16 protein-coding genes are annotated in these 19,552 nt (G+C 63.6%); 8 read left to right on the top strand and 8 right to left on the bottom strand.

The window, feature by feature from the left end:
- Positions 1 to 30: 30 nt before the first annotated feature.
- Genes djlA through ACYQ12_RS02215 form a run of 4 tightly spaced genes read right to left on the bottom strand, consistent with a single transcriptional unit; the run spans position 31 to position 4,003 of the window.
- Entirely contained in the window at positions 31 to 798 is a 768-nt protein-coding gene (djlA, locus tag ACYQ12_RS02230; RefSeq protein ID WP_459867078.1) for a co-chaperone DjlA, read from the bottom strand.
- A gap of 25 nt (positions 799 to 823) precedes the next feature.
- Positions 824 to 2,782: a 1-deoxy-D-xylulose-5-phosphate synthase gene (gene dxs, locus ACYQ12_RS02225; protein WP_459867075.1), complete on the bottom strand. Its 1,959-nt coding sequence runs from the start codon at positions 2,780 to 2,782 to the stop codon at positions 824 to 826.
- Positions 2,783 to 2,802: 20 nt separating this feature from the next.
- On the bottom strand, positions 2,803 to 3,660 hold the full coding sequence (gene ispA, locus ACYQ12_RS02220; RefSeq protein WP_459874453.1) for a (2E,6E)-farnesyl diphosphate synthase: 858 nt from the start codon (positions 3,658 to 3,660) through the stop codon (positions 2,803 to 2,805).
- A gap of 28 nt (positions 3,661 to 3,688) precedes the next feature.
- Positions 3,689 to 4,003, bottom strand: a complete 315-nt coding sequence (locus ACYQ12_RS02215) for an exodeoxyribonuclease VII small subunit (RefSeq protein WP_459867072.1) — start codon at positions 4,001 to 4,003, stop codon at positions 3,689 to 3,691.
- Between the two features lie 311 nt (positions 4,004 to 4,314).
- On the opposite strand from ACYQ12_RS02215, the gene serA reads away from it, so the two are divergent.
- From serA to ACYQ12_RS02185, 6 genes are all read left to right on the top strand, one after another.
- Entirely contained in the window at positions 4,315 to 5,565 is a 1,251-nt protein-coding gene (serA, locus tag ACYQ12_RS02210) for a phosphoglycerate dehydrogenase (protein WP_459867069.1), read from the top strand.
- Between the two features lie 149 nt (positions 5,566 to 5,714).
- Complete coding sequence (gene ligD / locus ACYQ12_RS02205; protein WP_459867066.1) at positions 5,715 to 8,285, top strand: DNA ligase D; 2,571 nt, start codon at positions 5,715 to 5,717, stop codon at positions 8,283 to 8,285.
- Between the two features lie 34 nt (positions 8,286 to 8,319).
- Entirely contained in the window at positions 8,320 to 8,526 is a 207-nt protein-coding gene (locus tag ACYQ12_RS02200) for a hypothetical protein (protein WP_459867063.1), read from the top strand.
- Positions 8,523 to 9,305, top strand: a complete 783-nt coding sequence (gene ku / locus ACYQ12_RS02195) for a non-homologous end joining protein Ku (protein ID WP_459867060.1) — start codon at positions 8,523 to 8,525, stop codon at positions 9,303 to 9,305. The genes ACYQ12_RS02200 and ku (ACYQ12_RS02195) overlap by 4 nt, the downstream gene beginning before the upstream one ends.
- Positions 9,298 to 10,431 carry a non-homologous end joining protein Ku gene (gene ku / locus ACYQ12_RS02190; RefSeq protein ID WP_459867057.1) on the top strand — a complete coding sequence of 378 codons (1,134 nt, stop codon included), beginning with the start codon at positions 9,298 to 9,300 and terminating at the stop codon, positions 10,429 to 10,431. Before ku (ACYQ12_RS02195) ends, ku (ACYQ12_RS02190) begins: the two co-directional genes overlap by 8 nt.
- A gap of 224 nt (positions 10,432 to 10,655) precedes the next feature.
- Complete coding sequence (locus ACYQ12_RS02185) at positions 10,656 to 11,402, top strand: Crp/Fnr family transcriptional regulator (RefSeq protein WP_459867054.1); 747 nt, start codon at positions 10,656 to 10,658, stop codon at positions 11,400 to 11,402.
- Between the two features lie 482 nt (positions 11,403 to 11,884).
- Here the strand turns inward: ACYQ12_RS02185 and ACYQ12_RS02180 are convergent, their stop codons facing one another.
- Positions 11,885 to 13,006 carry a phospholipase D-like domain-containing protein gene (locus ACYQ12_RS02180; RefSeq protein ID WP_459867051.1) on the bottom strand — a complete coding sequence of 374 codons (1,122 nt, stop codon included), beginning with the start codon at positions 13,004 to 13,006 and terminating at the stop codon, positions 11,885 to 11,887.
- Between the two features lie 398 nt (positions 13,007 to 13,404).
- On the opposite strand from ACYQ12_RS02180, the gene ACYQ12_RS02175 reads away from it, so the two are divergent.
- Positions 13,405 to 14,568: an endonuclease/exonuclease/phosphatase family protein gene (locus tag ACYQ12_RS02175; RefSeq protein WP_459867049.1), complete on the top strand. Its 1,164-nt coding sequence runs from the start codon at positions 13,405 to 13,407 to the stop codon at positions 14,566 to 14,568.
- A gap of 201 nt (positions 14,569 to 14,769) precedes the next feature.
- On the opposite strand, the gene ACYQ12_RS02170 is transcribed toward ACYQ12_RS02175, so the two are convergent.
- Together ACYQ12_RS02170 and ACYQ12_RS02165 are read right to left on the bottom strand one after the other, a co-directional pair.
- The gene (locus ACYQ12_RS02170; protein ID WP_459867046.1) at positions 14,770 to 15,108 is read right to left on the bottom strand and encodes a DUF6455 family protein; all 339 of its coding nucleotides are present in this window, start codon (positions 15,106 to 15,108) and stop codon (positions 14,770 to 14,772) included.
- A 300-nt stretch (positions 15,109 to 15,408) separates the two neighbouring features.
- On the bottom strand, positions 15,409 to 16,620 hold the full coding sequence (locus ACYQ12_RS02165) for a zinc-dependent alcohol dehydrogenase (RefSeq protein ID WP_459867043.1): 1,212 nt from the start codon (positions 16,618 to 16,620) through the stop codon (positions 15,409 to 15,411).
- A gap of 252 nt (positions 16,621 to 16,872) precedes the next feature.
- Here ACYQ12_RS02165 and ACYQ12_RS02160 point away from each other — a divergent pair, with 252 nt between their 5' ends.
- A complete protein-coding gene (locus ACYQ12_RS02160; protein ID WP_459867040.1) occupies positions 16,873 to 17,424 on the top strand; it encodes a hypothetical protein in 552 nt (183 codons plus the stop codon).
- 39 nt (positions 17,425 to 17,463) lie between these two features.
- On the opposite strand, the gene ACYQ12_RS02155 is transcribed toward ACYQ12_RS02160, so the two are convergent.
- Positions 17,464 to 19,545, bottom strand: a complete 2,082-nt coding sequence (locus tag ACYQ12_RS02155; RefSeq protein WP_459867037.1) for a CocE/NonD family hydrolase — start codon at positions 19,543 to 19,545, stop codon at positions 17,464 to 17,466.
- Positions 19,546 to 19,552: the final 7 nt, after the last annotated feature.

The raw sequence follows: 19,552 nt of genomic DNA, 5'->3' as shown, positions 1-19,552 counted from the left end.
TTCATTGCCGGCATGCCACATCACCGACGTTCATGCTCCGCTGGCGCGGCTCTTCTTGATCAGCTCGTAAGCGTTACCGATCTCGCGGGTGCGCTGTTCCGCCATTTCACGCATGCTTTCGGGCAGCCCCTTGCCGGCCAGCTTGTCCGGGTGATTCTGGCTCATCAGGCGGCGGTAAGTCTTCTTGATCTCGGCGTCGCTGACGTCGGCACTCACGCCCAGCACCCGGTAGGCTTCCTCCAATGTCTGGCCGGAGGAGGCCCCCGACGCACCGGTGCCACCGCGCAGCATGGCCTCTATCTGGGCGATTTCCGCTTCGGAGCAGCCCAGCCCGCGTGCCACGCGCAACAGCATGTCGTGCTCGGCGGGATGCAGCCGACCATCGGCAGCGATCGCCGAAAGCTGCACCTGCAGGAACACCTGCAGCAGTGCCCGCTGGCCGCCGGTGACCCGGCGCACGCGAGCCAGCTCGGCGTCAAGATCGAAATCCGCCGCCTTGCCACGATTGAATGCCTCCCGGGCCTGGGCACGCTGCGCCTCGCTCAGGCGCAAACGTTCCCACAGCCGTCGCGATGCATCGAGTTCTTCCTCGGTGACCTGTCCATCCGCCTTGCACAGGCAGCCCATGACCGCAAAGGTGGAATCCAGGAACTGCGCCTGGCCCTGGGCCAACTTGCCCAGCAGGCTGGCGCGCAAACGTCGGACCAGCCAGTAACCGAGCGCCGCCCCGATCAGCATCCCCGGCAGCCGGCCGATCATGTAGCCCAGCACGCCCCCAATCACTATCGCTAACAGCATGGTGTCCTCGTCGCCGTGTTTCGGATCAGGTGGCCGGGCCGGTATTGCGGGTCCGATCGAGGCGGGCCCGAACCGTCGCCTCGATGCTACCCGCGTCGAGGCCGCATTCGCTCAGCAACTCGGCGGGCTTGCCATGTTCGATGAAACTGTCGGGAATGCCCAGGTTGAGCACGTCGACCTGCACGCCTTCGGCCATCAGCAGTTCGTTGACACCGCTGCCGGCGCCACCGGCAACGACATTCTCCTCCAGCGTGACCAGAAGCCGATGGTTCCGGGCCGCCTCCAGCACCGCCTCGCGATCGAGCGGCTTGACCGAGCGCATGTTGAGATGGGTGGCGCCGAGTCGCTCGGCGACCTCGGCGGCGGGCGTATTGAGACTGCCGAAGGCCAGCAGTGCAATGTCCCGGCCTTCACGGCGCCGCTCGGCCCGGCCGATTTCCAACGCTTCCAACGTCTCGGGAATTAACGTGCCGGGGCCGGTACCGCGCGGATAGCGCACCGCCGCCGGTCCCGGATGCCGGTAGGCCGTGGTCAGCATGGCGCGACATTCGGCCTCGTCGGCGGGCGCCAGGATCACCAGGCCGGGAACGCAGCGCAGATAGGAAAGATCCAGCGCCCCGTGGTGAGTGGGGCCGTCCTCGCCGACCAGTCCGGCGCGATCGATGGCAAAGGTCACGTCGAGATGCTGCACCGCCACGTCGTGAATCAGCTGGTCGTAGCCGCGCTGCAGAAAGGTGGAATAGATCGCCACCACCGGCTTCATTCCCTCGCAGGCCAGCCCCGCCGCCAGCGTCACCGCATGCTGCTCGGCGATCGCCACGTCGAAGTAGCGCTGGGGATACTCCTGCGAAAAGCGGATCAGATCCGAGCCCTCGCGCATCGCCGGGGTGATCCCCATCAGCCGCGCATCGGCCGCCGCCATGTCGCACAACCACTCGCCGAAGACGTTGGCATACTTGCGGGGCTTGTGCTTTGGGGTGGCGGGCGTGGGCGTCGCCGCAGGCGGCAGCTTTTCAGCCTCGGGCAGCAGCGGTGCAGGCGGTGGTTCCTTCTCCAGCTTGGTGATGGCGTGATAACCGATGGGGTCGGCCTCCGCCGGCCGAAACCCCTTGCCCTTGCGGGTACGCACGTGCAGGAACTGTGGCCCGTCGAGGTCACGCATGGCGTGCAGCGTCTGCACCAGCGTCCCCAGGTCGTGGCCATCGATGGGGCCGATGTAATTGAAACCGAACTCCTCGAACAGCGTCGCCGGGCTGACCATGCCCTTGACGTGCTCCTCGGTGCGCCGCGCAAGCTCCAGCGCCCCGGGCAGACGCGAGAGCACCTTCTTGCTGTTCTCGCGCATCACCGTGTAGGGCTTGCTGACCATGATGCGCGCCAGGTAACTGGCCAGGCCGCCAACGTTTTCGGAAATCGACATCTCGTTGTCGTTGAGGATCACCAGCAGATTGGCATCCACGTGCCCCGCATGCGCCAGAGCCTCGAAGGCCATGCCTGCGGTCAGTGCGCCATCGCCGATCACCGCGGCGACGCGGCGCTTCTCGCCCTTGGCCCGAGCCCCCAGCGCCATGCCCAGCGCCGCGGAAATCGAAGTGCTCGAATGTCCCACGCCGAAGGTGTCGTATTCCGACTCGCCGCGCTTGGGAAACGCCGCCAGGCCGCCATACTGACGGATCGTCTGCATGGCGTCGCGCCGTCCGGTGAGAATCTTGTGGGGGTAGGCCTGATGCCCCACATCCCACACCAGACGATCATAGGGCGTGTCGAGAATGTAGTGCAGCGCCACGGTCAGCTCGATCACCCCCAGGCCGGCGCCGAAGTGCCCACCGGTACACCCCACGCTATAGAGGAGATAGGCGCGCAGCTCGTCGGCGAGCTGACGCAACTGGGTGGTGTCCAGCTCCCGCAGGGCCGCCGGGGTTGCCAGTGTATCGAGCAGCGGCGTCAGCGGACGCTCGGCAGGAATTTCGTCGAACAGCTTCATAGGCTCTCGTCAGCAGGCGGTCAATGATCGCGTTCGATCATGTAGCGGGCCAGTTCGGCTAGCGGCGTGGCGCTTTCCCCCAGGGGGGCGAGGGCGTCCAGCGCCTCCTGCAGCAGGGACTGCGTCCGGATACGCGCCTCCTGCAGGCCGAGCAGGGCCGGATAGGTGGGCTTGTCGCGCTGGGCATCGGCCCCCGAGGTCTTGCCGAGGGTCGCGGTATCGCCGGTGACATCGAGAATGTCGTCCTGGATCTGGAAGGCCAGACCGATCGCTGCGGCGTACACGTCCAGTGCCGCCACTCGCGGGTCTTCCTCCTCCACCGCGCTCAGCGCTCCCAGACGTACGGCAGCACGGATCAGCGCGCCGGTCTTGTAGCGGTGCATGGTGGCCAGGGCATCGACATCGGGACGGATGCCCACCGCGGCCATGTCCAGCGCCTGACCGGCCACCATACCGTCTCGCCCGGAAGCCTGGGCCAGGGTGCGGGCCAGCGGCCCCAGACGGGGATGGGCATGAGCGGTAAGCACCTCGAAGGCCAGCGTCTGCAGGGCATCCCCGGCCAGGATCGCCATGGCCTCGCTGAAGGCGCGGTGCACGGTAGGCCGCCCGCGGCGCAGGTCGTCATCGTCCATGGCCGGCAGATCGTCGTGAACCAGCGAATAGGCGTGCACCAGCTCCACCGCCGCTGCCGGCGCGTCCAGCGTATCCTCGGCGGCGCCCAGTGCACGCCCGGCGGCATACACCAGCACCGGCCGCAGACGCTTGCCGCTGCCCATCACGCTGTAGTGCATCGCCGCCTGCAGCTCTTCGGATACCGCCACGTGACCTTCGAACAGTGCCTCGAGTACCCGCTCGATGCGTGATCGTGCCCGCTCGATCACGTCGTCATGACGCAACGCCTCGACTTCAGCGCTCACGACCATTCTCCGCATCGAACGACGACGCCTCATCGAATGCCGGAGTGGCGTCGACAGCCTCGTCGCGCAGGGAACCGTCGGGCTGTTCGATCAGGGTGCGCACCTTGAGTTCGGCTTCGTCCAGGCGCCGCTGGGCGTCGCGGGTCAGCCGCACGCCCTGCTCGAAAGCGGTCAACGATGCCTCCAACGACAACTCGCCGGCTTCCAGCTGACCGACCAGCGTTTCGAGCCGGGCCAGCGTGGCGGCGAAATCCTGGGGTGAATCCTCGGCGGCGCCCTGCTTGGCCGCATCCTTTTCTGCCATGGCGCTTCTCGCTCATCCATGCGGCCGCCTACCGACCGCACCTGTCAGGTTTGACCGCCTAGTATACACCTTAGCCCCCGGGGTGCGTCTTCCCCACTTCCGTCTTGGCGACGGGAGACCTCGCCGTCGCTTGCAGGACATTCATGCAGGCTCTGCACCATTTTCATCATGCGAACCGGCAGCTGTGCTACGATATGGCCCCTGTTGTCGCACGGTCCCCCGTCACCCCGCCTGGATCGTCCCAACAGGTTACCCGACACCACATCATCCGACAGACAACGTCGTGAGCCGACGAAAGGATTGATCCGACAATGGCCAAAACGTCCCTGGACAAGAGCAAAATCAAGATCCTTCTGCTCGAGGGTATCCACCAGTCCGCCGTGGATAACTTCCTGAATGCGGGCTACACCAACATTGAAACGCTTCAGACCTCCCTGTCCGAGGACGAGCTGATCGAGAAGATCCGCGACGTGCACTTCATCGGTATCCGCTCCCGTACCCAGCTCACCGAGCAGGTGTTCGCGGCAGCCGAGAAGCTCACCGCCGTGGGCTGCTTCTGCATCGGCACCAACCAGGTCAACCTGCCCGCGGCGCTGGAGCGCGGCATTCCGGTCTTCAACGCGCCCTACTCCAACACCCGCTCGGTCGCCGAACTGGTGCTGGCCGAGGCGATCATGATGCTGCGCGGCATCCCCGAGAAGAATGCCCGCGCGCATCAGGGCGGCTGGCTGAAATCGGCCAAGAATTCCCACGAGGCGCGCGGCAAGACGCTGGGCATCGTCGGCTACGGCAGCATCGGTGCGCAGCTCTCCGTGCTCGCCGAGTCGCTGGGTTTCGAGGTCATCTTCTACGATGTGGTGACCAAGCTGGGCATGGGTAACGCCCGTCAGATGGGCAGTCTGGCCGAGTTGCTGGGCCGTGCCGACGTGGTCAGTCTGCACGTGCCCGATCTGCCCTCCACCCGCTGGATGATCGGCAGGGAGCAGATCGCCCTGATGAAGGCGAACAGCTATCTGATCAACGCCTCGCGCGGCAGCGTGGTGGTGATCGAGGATCTGGCCGAAGCCCTCACCGCCGGCAAGTTGCTGGGTGCCGCCATCGACGTCTTCCCGGTCGAGCCCAAGGGCAGCAACGAGGAGTTCGTCTCTCCGCTGCGCGGCATGGACAACGTGATTCTCACCCCGCATATCGGCGGCTCGACGCTGGAAGCCCAGCAGAACATCGGCATCGAAGTCTCCGAGAAGCTGATCACCTACTCCGACAACGGCACCACCATCACCTCGGTCAACTTCCCCGAGGTCGCGCTGCCCTCGCACCCCGACAAGCATCGCCTGCTGCACATCCACGAGAACGTGCCCGGCGTGCTCTCCGAGATCAACCGCGTGCTCTCGGAGAACGGCATCAACATCGCCGGCCAGTTCCTGCAGACCAACGAGAAGGTCGGCTACGTGGTCATCGACGTCGACAAGGACTACGGCCCGCAGGCCCTGGAAGCGCTCAAGCAGGTCAATCATACCCTGCGCCTGCGCACGCTCTACTCCGAGGTCAACTTCCAGGACTGAGCGTCACCTGACAAGCTCGATCTCTCCCCGGCCTTCGTGCCGGGGTTTTGCTTTCTATCTACCTTCTATCTGCATTTGGCGCCTCCCGTGCGCTTGACTAGGCTGAATCCAGGCCCTGACGCCCACTGAACGGGAGTGCGCAAGGAGGCATGGAGAAACTCGAGGAGTACCACCGCAAGCGCGACTTTGAGAAGACGCCGGAACCGGCCGGCGACGCCACTGACGACGCGGCGCCGGGCTGCCTGTACGTCATGCACAAGCATGCCGCCAGTCATGACCACTACGATCTGCGTCTCGAGCAGGACGGCGTACTCAGGAGCTGGGCATTGCCCAAGGGGCCGAGTCTTCAGCCCGGCGAGAAGCGTCTGGCCGTGGAAGTCGAGGATCACCCACTCGAGTACGGCGATTTCGAGGGCGTGATTCCGCAGAAAACCTACGGCGGCGGTACGTCCATGCTCTGGGATCGTGGCCACTGGCGCATGACGGGCAAGGCTCGCGAGGATCGCCTCGATTTCGAGATCGAGGGCGAAAAGCTCCACGGCAGCTGGACACTGACGCGCATGACCGGGCGCAACGAAAACGGCAGGAACTGGCTGCTGATCAAGCGCCGCGACGGCCAGGGTAGCGGACGCCGCGAAGGGATTTCCGACGACGTCAGCGTGGCCACCGGGCGCAGCATGGCCGAGATCGCCCGCGATCGTGACAACGTCTGGACCTCCCAGGGCGCCACCCGGCGGCGCTCCGAGCCGCCCGATCCGAGCCTGATGGCGGGTGCCGAAGCGTCGTCCCTCTCCGACGAGACTCGCCCGCAGCTGGCCACGTTGACCCGTGAAGCCCCGGCGGGAGAGGCCTGGCTGCACGAGATCAAGTTCGACGGCTACCGGATCATGGTGCGACTGGAGGCCGGCCAGGTGCGTCTGATCACCCGCAACGGCAACGACTGGACCGAGCGCTTCCCGGATCTCGTCGCCGTGCTGACCCAACTGCCGGTGGACAACGCCCTGCTCGACGGCGAGGTGGTCGCGCTGGCGCATGACGGCACCAGCAGCTTCCGGCGCATTCAGGAGGCGTTGAGCAGCAACCGCACCGCCGGCCTCGTCTATCAAGGCTTCGATCTGCTTCATCTCGAAGGCTACGATCTGACCGGCGTGCCCCTCGTCGAGCGTAAGCGGGCTCTGGCGCAACTGCTCGAGTCCGCCGGTTTCACGGGCGGCAGTCGGGTGCGCTATTCCGATCACATCCAGGCCCAGGGGCCGGCGTTCTTCGAGCAGGCCTGCCGCCTGGGACTCGAGGGCATCATCGCCAAGCGCGCCGGAGGCACTCATGAAAGCGGGCGCAGCAAGCAGTGGCTGAAGGTGAAGTGCGCCTTCCATGAAGAGTTCGTGGTGGGAGGCTATACCCGCCCCAGCGGCGCGCGCAGCGGCTTCGGTGCCTTGCTGCTGGGCGCCTTCGACGCGGACGGCGAGCTGCGCTACACCAGCCGCGTCGGCACCGGTTTCAGCGTCCGCCAGCTCGAGTCCCTGCATGCCGCCCTGCGCGAGCTGGAGGTGGAGGAATCGCCCTTCAGCGACGCGGTGCCGGACTCGAAGACGGCACACTGGGTCGCCCCGGAGATGGTCGTCGAGGTGGAGTTCACCGAGCGCACCCGCGACGGCCGGCTGCGCCACCCCACCTTTCGCGGTGTTCGCGAGGATCGCGACCCGGACGAGATCCGCACCTCGAGCGCATCGCCGATGATGGACACGGGGGACTCCATGACTGAAGACGATTCTACCTCGCAGCACAAGCCGGCCGGCACATCGCGGGCGCGCCCTCCCAAGGCCGGCGAGGCCAGGGTCGCGGGCATGCGCCTGACCCATCCACAGCGCCTCCTGTTTCCCGAGCAGGGCATCACCAAGCTCGACCTGGCGTACTACTACGAAGAGATCCAGGAGTGGATCCTGCCCACCCTGATCAACCGGCCATTGTCACTGCTGCGCTGCCCCGAGGGCTGGCGCGAGGAGTGCTTCTTCCAGAAGCATCCCCGGGTCGCCATCGCCTCCAGCGTACCCCGCGTGTCGATCACCGAAAAGTCAGGCGAGCGCGAGTACGTCTACGTGCAGCGGATTGCCGATCTGGTGGGGCTGGTGCAGGCCGGTGCGCTGGAAATCCATCCCTGGGGCAGCCGTATCCATGACGTGGAGCGCCCCGACCTGATGGTGTTCGACCTCGATCCCGCCCCCGAAGTGGGCTGGAAGGAGATTCTGCGCGTGGCGTCCGAGTTGCGCGAGCGCCTGGCCGCGCTGGGACTGGAAAGTTTCGTGCGTACCACTGGCGGCAAGGGGCTGCACCTGGTGGTGCCATTGGCGCCCCGTGCCGACTGGGACGAGGTCAAGGCCTTCGCCAGGGCCGTCGCCCAGCAGCACGCCCAGGACAGCCCGCGACGCATCACTGCCAGCATGTCCAAGGCCAAGCGCCAGGGACGCATCTTCATCGACTACCTGCGCAATGGTCGCGGTGCCACCGCCATCGCCTCCTACTCGGTACGCGCCCGCGAAGGCGCACCGATCGCAGTACCGGTACGCTGGGACGAGTTGAACGCCGCGCTGCGCGCCGACCGTTACACCCTGGAGAACCTGCGCTGGCGACTCTCGGCGCTGCGCGAAGATCCATGGGCGGATTTCGACACCGCCCGCCAGCCCATCACTGCCGAGATGCGCCGCCGCGTGGGCATGAAGTGAGCCGAGCGCAGACCTGACCCAAGGAGAAGACGCCATGAAAGACGACGAATCCTCTTCCTCCGAAACGCCCTGGTGGCTGGAGCCCGGCAGCGAGTACTGCGAGTTCTGCGAGCATACCTTCCATTACGAGGGGGGATATTTCTGCGCGCTCTGCGACCGGCCGTTATGTCCGGCCTGCGGGATCAAGCGTCATGAAGACGGCACGCTGGTGTGCCCCGAGTGTCACGCAGGAGGTGAATGATGGCGGCGCGAGCGATGTGGAAAGGCGTGATCCGCCTGGGCGAGCTGAGCGTACCGGTCAAGCTGTTCTCCGCCATACAGGATCGCAGCGTGCATTTTCGCCTGCTGCACCGCAAGGACCAGTCCCCGGTCAAGCAGGCCATGGTCAATCCCGAAACGGACGAGGTGGTGCCCTATGCCCGGACCCAGCGCGCCTATGTCAGCGATGAGGGTGCGCGGGTAGTGCTAGGCAATGACGAATTGGCGGCGCTGGAGCCGGAACCCTCGCGGGATATAGAAGTACTGCACTTCCTTCCCACCGAGGCGATCGATCATCGCTGGTACAGCCGCCCCTACTATCTAGGCCCCGACGGCGACACGCAGGACGACTACTTCGCGCTGGCACAGGCGCTGGCCAGTACCGGCCAGGAGGGCCTCGTGCGCTGGGTGATGCGCAAGAAAGCCTACGTCGGCGCGCTGCGTCTGCATCAGGGTTATCCCATGCTGATGTCGCTGCGCCACGATCAGGAGGTGGTTTCCGCGGAAGCGCTCGAAGCGCCGCGCGGCAATGAACTCGATGACAAGGAGCTGGCCATGGCCGCACAGCTCATCTCGATGCTCGAGGCCCCCTTCGCCCCCGAGGAGTACCACGACGAATATCGCGAGCGGGTGATGGAGCTGATCGAGCGCAAGCGCCGCGGCGAACAGGTCAAGGTCACCCCGATTCGTCGGCCCAAGCCCTCGGAGGATCTCACCCAGGCCCTCGAGGCGAGTCTGAACAAGGAGCGCAAACGTGCCTGAGAGCAGAGGTCACCACAAGGGCCGGGACGAGACCCGGGTCAGCGGCCCGCGGCCGTTCTGGTCGGGTACCATCGCCTTCGGTCTGGTCAGCCTGCCGGTGGGGCTGTTTCCGGCCAACCGCTCGAAACCGGTGTCGCTGCGCATGATCGACAGCGACGGCACGCCGCTGGCTCGGCGCTACTTCTGTGAGAAGGAGGAGCGCGTCCTCGACAACCGCGAGCTGGTGCGCGGCTACGAGGTCGACAAGAACGAGTTCGTGCTGGTCGAGGACAAGGAACTCGAGTCGCTGGCCCCCGAGAAATCCCAGGAGATCGACCTGCGCCGTTTCGTGCCGCTCGACGAGATCGATCCCATGTACTTCGAGCGAGCCTATTTCCTGACCCCGGACAAGGGCGCGACCAAGGCCTATCGTCTGCTGGCGCGCAGCATGGAGCAGTCCCGTCGCGCGGGCATCGCCACCTTCGTCATGCGCGGCAAGGAGTACCTGGTGGCGATCATCGCCGAGAACGGACTGCTGCGCGCCGAGACGCTGCGCTTCTTCGATGAGCTGCGCTCGCCCGCCGACGCCGGCCTGCCCGAGGCCCCGACCAAGCCCAGGGCCGCCCAGGTCAAGCGCTTCGAAAAGGCCATCAACGCCATGAGCGAATCCTCGCTGGATCGCGCCGAACTCAACGACCAGCACAGCGAACAGATCATCGAGCGAGCGCGGGAGAAACTCGAGAGTGGCGAGGATGTCATCGAGGCCCCCGAGACGGAGGACGACACCGACGAGAGCGGCGAAGTGGTGGACTTGATGGCCGTACTCAAGCAAAGCCTGGCGCAGGGCGAAATCGATACTCAGCCCTCCTCCCGTAATCAGCCCTCCTCTCGAAAGCGCCGGTCGGCCCAGGGCCGCGGGACCAACCCCGCCACCAAGTCAGGGAATGCTCAAGAAAGCGATTCCCACCCACCAAGCCCCAAGAAAGCAAGTGCCAAGAAAGAGAACACCAAGACAGCCAAGCCAGAGCGCGATCTCGCCTCGCTCACCAAGAGCGAGCTTTACGCGCGGGCCCAGACCCTCGATATCGGCGGCCGCAGCCAGATGAACAGGGACCAGCTCATCGACGCTATTGCCAAGGTCGAATAAAACGACTTCGTTACAGCGATTAAATTTTTAGCATGCTTATGACAATTACTCTATAAGGAACCGACCCAAGTTGTCCTGTTTGTTTTCAATACGACCTTTTCCTTGATTTACCAGACTATTTCTTCCCTGCCCTTGTTGATAAAGTGAGTGCAAACTTACATAACGAGCATGAACAGGTATTCGCAGGAACCATGCTCTGAGACTTATCCATATCAGGCAGGAGCATGACAAAAGATTCTCGTCACTTTGCCAAGGCGGTCGATCCCTTAATCACCAAGCTGTGTCATTACGCCGCCCTCGAAGAGAGCGAAAAACAATTATTGATCGATGCCATCGTTCGCATCGACGAGGTAAAGAAGCGCCATGATCTGATCAGTGCCGGACAACGTCCGGAGCATTTGCATCTGATGATCGACGGCTGGGCCTGCCGTTACAAGCTGCTCGAAAACGGCAGGCATCACATCACGGCCTATCTGCTTCCAGGTGATCTATGCGATATCCATGTCACTTTGCTCGATCGCATGGACCACTCGATTCGTACACTGACGAGCGCCAAGGTTGCCCTGGTATCTTCCGAGAAAATCAACAGGCTTCTAGATCAGTGCCCACGCCTGGCGAGAGCGTTTTTCTGGTCCACGCTGGTGGATGAAGCCGTGCTGCGCGAATGGCTGGTCAATGCCGGCGGTCGCCCTGCCGAGGTACGTATCGCACATGTCATTTGTGAATTACTGCTGCGCTCGCGTGCGGCCGGGCTGGCGGAGGATGACAGCTTTATCCTGCCGATAACCCAGGAGGAACTGGGCGAGACGATGGGATTGACAGTGGTGCATACCAACCGCATCTTGCAGAAGCTGCGCCGCAACGGTCTGATCACCTTCGCCAAACAGCGAATGGAGGTCCATGACTGGAAGCGCATGCAAGCGTTTGCCGAGTTCGCTCCCGACTATCTTCACCTGAATATCCAGCGCTGATGTCCGCTCCATTCCCTACAAGAAGTCGGTTTGGCGCAAGGGCTGCATCGAAGAAGGGGCTCTGTCTTTCCCGCTTGATCTAGCGGATATCGCAGCGGAAACCGGAGAAATGCGGTGCAGTGACCGGACCATGGAATCCATGGATCATGGAACTTTTCAGTCATGCATCCGTGCATCCCGGCCCTGCGAATTCCAGACTACATCATTCGAGGCTAATGCCTTTTATCATAAGTTTAAGTTAACTCTTGTTCACGAAATAGAATACAACTCATACACTGTAATTATTTTCACATGTAGCAAAGAATTGGATCGTTTCCATTCTCTCCGAACGGCCGCCTCGCAAGGAATCGCTGACAAATTACCGAACGGAGTGAAGCACAAGGCGCCCGGCGCAGGAGACGAGACATGACATGGATTAGGCAGGCCTTCGAGCACCGCGTAACGCAGTGGTCCTTCCGCACTGGCATTTATGTGACGGTTACCTAACGCAAGCGAGAAAACCCGGTATTGATCGTTCCCAACAGGCGCTCGCGAATACGTTGATGGTAGGGCCGCCTCGCCCAATGACCGCGAAGGATCTCGTGGCTGTCGGTGAAGTTCGTCTCGAACAGCGAGGCTATTTCCTGGGCGAATCGGGGATCATCCACCTCCTGGTTGGCCTCCAGGTTCCAGCGCAGACTCCAGTGATCGAAGTTGCACGAGCCCAGCGTGCTCCAGTCGTCGACCAGACAGAACTTGGCGTGGGTGAACTTCGGCTGGTATTCAAAGATGCGCACCCCGGCACGCAGCAGCCGGCCATAGTAATGCTGCCCGGTGTAGCGCACGCTGGGATGGTCGTGCTTCTTGCCCGCCACCAGCAGGCGCACGTCCACACCGCGCCGGGCCGCCTGCATCAGGCGAAAGCGCAGGCTGACCGAAGGCAGGAAGTACGGTGTGTAGATCCATATCCGCCGACGTGCCGAAGCAATGCGCTGCAGCAGGGAGTTGCGGATCGCCTGATAGCGCTGGCCCCGGCCCCAGATCACCCGGCCGCGCATGCCCCGCTCCGCGAAGGACGGCTTCACGGCCTCGGAGAGCGCGCGGCCCGGGGCGCCCTGTCCTCCGCGCGCCAGCGAGGAGTGCCAGACCTGCATAAACAGCCTGATCCAGTCCTCGACGACGGGACCTTCGATACGCAGGGCCACGTCATACCAGTCTTCGATGAAGGCATCGATCACGCAGAATCCACCCGTGAACGCCACCTGCTGATCCACGACCAGCAGCTTGCGGTGATCACGGGACAGCTTGGCACTCAGCCGGCCGCTGAAGGGCGGATTGAAGAACTGCAGGGCCACACCGGCACGGGTCAGACGCTCCTGGTCCTGATCCGCCAGCCCCTGGGTGCCAAAGGCATCCAGCAGCATGTAAACCTTGACGCCACGCTGCGCCGCACGCACCAGGGCATCGATCATGTCGTCGGCAAGCTGGCCGGATTCCATCAGATACTGCTCGAAGAGAATCGACTCGCACGCACCCTCTAGCGCAGCGAATATCTCGGGCCAGTAGCGCTTGCCCTCCGGCAGCAGGGTGAAGTGATTGCCGTCTTGCCAGAAATCGTGGCGCATCCTTGCATCCTTTCCGTTGAGTGCCGGCACGTCCGGTGCCCACTATTGTCTTCCAGATTACCCAGACTAAATCAGACTTGCGAACAGTGCCCGATGAAAGCGGCCGGCAAATGAATAGTCCCGGTACGTAACGCCTGGCGGGAAAACCATCAGCCGGTCCTGGCAGCAGGCGCATGCATGGCTGGCGTGCCGATTTCTTGACGATGCAGCTGTTGCGGAAGCACCGCTCATGCTGCCCATGCAAGAAACCGGTTGCCCTGCTTTCGGTAAACGATATGATCACATCATTTTACTTTGAGAATCATTAGGATATGAGCCCAGGCTCTGGGCGGCCACTTGCAGCCGCGCCAGCGGCTAGCCGCCATATTCTTCGTTCGGTGACGATGAGACTATCAACAATGCTATTGCTCTGGACCATCCGGGTGCTGACACTGCTGTTGGCAGTCGTGAGCGTATTGCCAATGATTCCCAGCGGTCAGTGGTGGGTCCGGCTGTGGGAGATGCCTCGGCTTCAGTTGGCTTGGGCGCTGGTTCTGCCCCTGGTGCTGCTGGCGGTACACATGTGGAGGAGTCGGCCACGCAAGGAGCACGCGGTATGGTTGATGGTGATCCTGGCGACGGGAGGATGGCAGCTATCGCATATCCTGCCGTTCACACCGCTCTGGCCGGTCGAGGTTCCGACCGCCAAGGCGCAGCCCGACGAGCCCCGGACCACCTTCAAGGTCATGACCTCGAATGTCTCCTACGAAAACGACCGCTATGCCGAGCTACTGGCGACAGTCCGGCGCGAGGATCCGGACCTTCTGCTGCTGATCGAGGTCGATCAGGCGTGGGCCGACGAGGTCTCGCCGCTGGATCGGCACTACCCCTATCGAGTCGGGGAAGTCCGTGGCGAGGGCTTGGGAATCGTGCTCTGGTCGCGGTTCCCGCTGCTGGAGCCTCAAATCAAGTATCTGGTCTCCGAGCGCCGGCCATCGATCTTCACGACCCTGGACGTGCCGGGGGTCGGACCCGTACGGTACATCGGCACCCACCCCGTCCCGCCAGGGCTGCGGGACAGGATCAGCCACAACGACGAGACGGAGGAACGGCGGGACAGCCGGGTGCGTGACGCGGAGCTGATGCTCGTTGCCCGCTACGTCAAGGCGCATGCGCAGGCTCGCTGGATCGTCACCGGTGACTTCAACGATGTTGCGTGGTCCGACACCACCCGGCTGTTCGCCGACATGAGCGGCCTGAAGGATCCCCGCCGCGGCCGGGGGCTATTTAACACGTTCGATGCGAAACTGCCGCTGTTGCGATATCCGATCGATCACATGTTCGTCTCTGATGGGCTGCATCTGGCCAATCTGGACCGAGTGAGAGTGCCCGGCTCCGACCATTTCGCCATTACCGCAACCCTCTCCGCTGCGGAGAAGGACCACACCAAGCCTGAGGTCGTCGAGGAGGAGAAGGAGCAGGCTCGCGAGCTGATCGAGGAAGGCGATGAAGACGCCACCGAGCACGACGTTATTTCGAAGCGAGAGGCGCAAAGGGAGTCATCGAGGGAGGCCACTCCCTAGGGCCCGTTGAGATTTCACATCGGCAGCTAGAGAGAACCCACTCGACAACTCCTAGGCTATGTACGAAAAGTCGGCGAGCGATGGTCAGGCAAGGCAAAAAACAGCGAAAAGGCGGAGTTTACGAGAGGTAAATGAGCGCTTTGAGCTGATTTTAACGCCGTATGGCCGAGTGTAGGCAGTTTTCGTACAAAGCCTAGTGCGTCACCGCTGGCGACGCTCCAACACCTCGGCATTGGGGCAGAATCCTCGACACGCCTCGGCAGGGGTGTGATGACGCATGGCGAGCCAGCAGCGCCCGACCTGAGGGCAGCGATTGCAGGTTCTTTCCATGGACTGAAGCGTTTTTCCTTCCAGCGGGCCGCTCGAGGCGTTGACTCCGAAGCGCTGCATCATGACCGGCAACAACGTCTTGGCCGGGATGAGGCTGTGCTCAACGTCCCGGTTCAGCGTTCTGGCGATCTCCCGCTCGATGGCGGGTGCAAGCGGCATGGCGAGATTACCGACGATCTTTCGGTAGGCATCGCCACATTCAAACGCCATGGATCGCACGACGTGGGGCGCCGAAGCCTCGAAACACCATTCGCCCAGACGCTCCCACCACGAGAGCCGGCCGGAAGCAGGAGACGCTGAGGAATGCGACGGGGAATGTAAGTGAGCCATACCTTACCTCTCGGACTTCTCGGGTTGGATGTCTCCTCGAGTATTGTCTCTGAATGGATAGCGGGCCTTGACCCTTATCAAGCTTTACGCCGTCGGTGCGGCCTCGTCATACAAGCAGGGCGCTTCCGCCGGAAACGCCCCGTTCATGACAATGCTTGTCAGCGCTCTGCCCTTTCAGCCTCAGCCGGCCTGAGGCAGCAGCTCGACCTTGATCCAGCCTTCATCGCGGCGGTCGAAGGCTTCGAAGGCCTCGATCACATCGGCGATCGGCCTGGCCTGGCTGAGGATATTGGCGGGATCGAGCTTGCCGGCCTGGGTCAGCTCGATGAGCTTGGGAATGTACTTGCGATGGTTGCAGTTGCCCATTCTCAGGGTCAGGTTCTTGTTCATCGCCATGCCGATGGGGAAGGCACGCATCGGCGGCGGATAGACGCCGATGATCGACAGCGTGCCGGCCTTGGCCAGGCTCTGGACAGCCCACTGCAATGCCTGGCTGGGCGCATCGCCCGGGTGCCAGTTGTCGCCGGAGGGGTTGGTTTCCGGTGCGATGGTGCGCGACTCCTGCTCCTCGGTCTCGATGTCGCTCTTGTCGGCGGCGTGCTCGTCATGAGCATGCTGGGCGTCGATCCCCACCGCGTCGATGGCGCGATCCGGGCCGATGCCGCCCGTCAGGCGGATCAGCGTCTCGACCGGATCCTCGCGGTCGAAGTTGATGCACTCGGCGCCCAGCTCGCGAGCCTTTTCCAGACGGTCGTCCTTGGAGTCGATGGCGAACACCCGCCCGGCGCCGAGCAGCTTGGCGCTGACGATGGCGCACAGCCCCACCGGCCCGCAGCCGAACACCGCCACGCTCTTGCCGTCCTCGATGTCGGCGATGTCGGCGCCGAAGTAGCCGGTCGGCAGGATGTCCGACATGACGATCGCCTGGTCGTCGCTGATCTCGGCCGGCAGCTTGATCAGCCCGGTGTTGGCGAACGGAATCCGTGCCTTCTCGGCCTGCAGGCCGTCGAAGGGTCCGGTCGCGGCCGGGCCGCCGAAGAACGAGGTGCCCGCCAGCTTGCCATTGGGATTGGCCACGTCGCACTGGGCGTAGTACCCGTCGCGACAGTAGGCGCAAGTCCCGCAGGCGATGGTCGAGGGAATCACCACCCGGTCGCCGGGCACGAGATTGCGCACGTCGTCGCCCACCGACTCGACGATTCCCACCCCCTCGTGACCGAGAATGGTGCCCTCCTTCATGTCCGAGAAGGTGCCGCGGATGAAGTGCAGGTCGGTACCGCACAAGGCGGACGTGGTCAGGCGCACGATCGCGTCGGTGGGTTCCTGAATCTGCGGTTCGGGAACGTCATCGACCCGAATGTCTCCGATTCCATGGAAAACGACAGCTTTCATCATGCTCTCCTAGTCGGTTGCGTGTTCGCTGAAATGACGATGGCGGATGCATCCTCCGCAGCATAGACGCCGCCAGCGCGCTCCATGGAAACCGTACGTTGCAATTGGCAACCGTGAGTTCAAGCGCGTCACGGGAGATCGGCCATCGACGGAATTTGCAGCCACCTGTCGAGCCTAGTTAGAGTGGCCGGTTCAAGCACAGCGATACCGGCACCCGCAAGCGGCTGCCCGACCCCGTTCAGGAGACACGCCATGACGGCGAAGCGGATGACCCGTACCTACGAAGGCCGCATGCCCGCCCAGCCGATGATCGAACAGGGCGCGCTATGGATACCCGTGGAACACCATATCGAAGGGGTGTTCGAGAATGTCGATGGCGTGACCACCATCACCTACGAACAGGCCGAGGGCGCGTTGGCCGAAGAGACCCTGGCGCTGGCGCAGCAGTACCGGACGCTCAGCGAGCAGGCCGATCGCAAGCCTCATCCCGAAGACTTCTTCGCGATGCAGGCCGTCACCACCCTGCCCTCGGACCTGGGCGAGCCTGTCGAACGCAGCGGCTGGCAGCTCTATTCTGCGGGTGAGGCATTCTATGCCTCGTACAATCAGTTCGAGCAGGGTCAGTACCGCATGCTCTATTACCGGCTCACGCCCAAGACGCCCGACGGTTCGCTGAACGAGGCGCGCGGGCGCTTCGAGCGCGCCATCGTCACCCATGGCCACAAGCGCATCGAGCTCAAGGAGATCAACACCCGCATGGGACGCAATGCCAACGAACTCAAGCGGCACATGCTGCAGAGCTGAGATCCTCGCCCGCCACCAGGCGGATCCGCTCGACGGTCCCTACAGCAGGTCGCGCGGTATCCGCTCGTGCCAGTTGCGGCTGAAGACGCGCTCATCGTCCTCGTAGGCGTCCAGCGACAGATGAACCCGGAATTCCTCCTCGTTCGAGGTGAGTTTGGTACGCGTATCGACTCTCACGTTCCAGTCGCCGTGACGGAGTTCGCGCTGCGTGTGCACGATCCCGACCGCTGAGGCGAAGTCCTCGCGTTGGCAGCGGAATATCTCCTGGTCGCTCAAGCGTACGCCGAGATCGATGTCGAGCATGTGCACGAGTCCCCGGTCGCTGCATACATCCTGAGTGGCCCAGCCCCCGATCTGGTCGAACTTGACCTCCCAGGACTTGTGCGGCGGCGTGATCTGCTCGGTGCGCAGCGATAAGGCCCCCTCGGGGGGTTCCGCCACGTGCGTGTCATCATCCTCGGGCCGGGGCGGGCGCTCGGGAAGCGCGAGCGAACTGGTGTTCGAGAAGACTGTCAGTGTCACCGGCTTGGGGGGCAGCCAAGCGACGGGAAAGTAGGAGCTGGTGATCGCGACCCGCAGACGATGCCCGGCGGGAATTCGCTGGCCAAGGCTATGCAGATGAAAGGTCACCGAGTATCGCTCGCCCGGTATCAGCGGTTCGGGGTGTTCGTGGCTGTCACGGTGGGTGAGATTGAAGACGCCGAAGGCGATCTGACCGCTCTCCCCGTCCGGCAGGACATCGATCAGCCGCACGGCAACCTGTGCGACCGGCTGATCGGCACATATGTCCAGCGTGACCCTTGGCCTGCCGCAGATATCCAGCGCCTCCGGTAGGGGATCGGAGTCGAAGAGCAGCGCTCCACCGTCTTCCCAGCGCTGCTTGCCCGCCATATCGGGCAGTGCCTGGGTCGCCGCCCAGCGTCCTCCGAACATCCCCAGGCTCAAGGGCGAGCGCACCGGCTCGCCCCTCTCTTCCGTGGGTTCATCGCCCGGCACCAGACACCGCTGGCCGAGCCGATAGCGGCGCTCGCGAATATTGGGCGAAGGCCAGCACGGCTCGCCCACCCAGTGCCCGGGGTATTCCGGTGTCGACAAGTATGGCGGCAGACTGTCCTGCATCCAGAACCGCAGCATCGGCTCGTCCATGATGCCGGTGTCCCGATCCTTGAGCCAGTGATCCCACCAATGCAGCGCTTCCTGCAAAAAGCCCGCGGCCGGTCCGGGAACCCCCTCGTTGGGATAGTGGTGGCCCCAGGCGCCGATGATGGCCCGACGCGGCACCTCGAGATGCTCCATCAGGCGAAAGACGACATCGGTAAAGCCGTCGGCCCAGCCGCTGATGGCGAATACCGGACACGCCACCCGCGAGTAGTCCTCACACAGCGAGCCATGCTTCCAGTAGTCGTCGCGACGCTGGTGACGCAGCCACTGCGAGAGCCAGCCGCCCGTGTTCTCGAGACGTCGTTGCCACAACTCGCGCCAGCGCTCGCCGACGAGCCTGGGGTCCGGCGGCAGGCTGAGATGCGCGAACATGACGGCCGCTCCGGTCAGGTGATTCCCCAGCAGGCAACCTCCCATGTAATGCATGTTATCTTCATAGCGATCGTCGCTGGCACTGACGCTGATGACGGCCTTGAGCGCCGGCGGCCGACGTGCGGCGATCAACAGGCTGTTGAAGCCACCCCACGACTTGCCCATCATGCCGACCCGGCCGTTGCACCAGGGCTGCTCGCTGATCCAGCGGATCAGTTCGACCCCATCGTCGAGTTCATCCTCGCTATATTCATCGTTGATCACGCCATCGGAGTCGCCACTGCCACGTATGTCGACCCGCAGGCAGGCATAGCCGTGTCCGGCCAGATAGGGGAGGTTGTGCTGATCGCGGGCGCGGGTCAGGTCGCGCTTGCGGTACGGCAGGTATTCGAGGATGGCCGGTACCGGCACTTGCTCCGCGCCTTGCGGAAGCCACAAGCGCGCCGCCAGGCGCGTCCCGTCCGGCATGGGGATAAAGAGGTTCTCGGTCTCTCTCACCTGATGGGGAAAATCGTCAATATGCTGCACGCGCTCTCCTGGCAATGGCAACACCGCTGTCATGCGGGCATTGCCATGCAGCATAGGCATGTGAACG

The sequence above is a fragment of the Halomonas shantousis genome (genome assembly GCF_054654615.1).
Note: the sequence above shows the minus strand (reverse complement) of the source record. Positions and strands in the feature narration are given on the sequence as shown.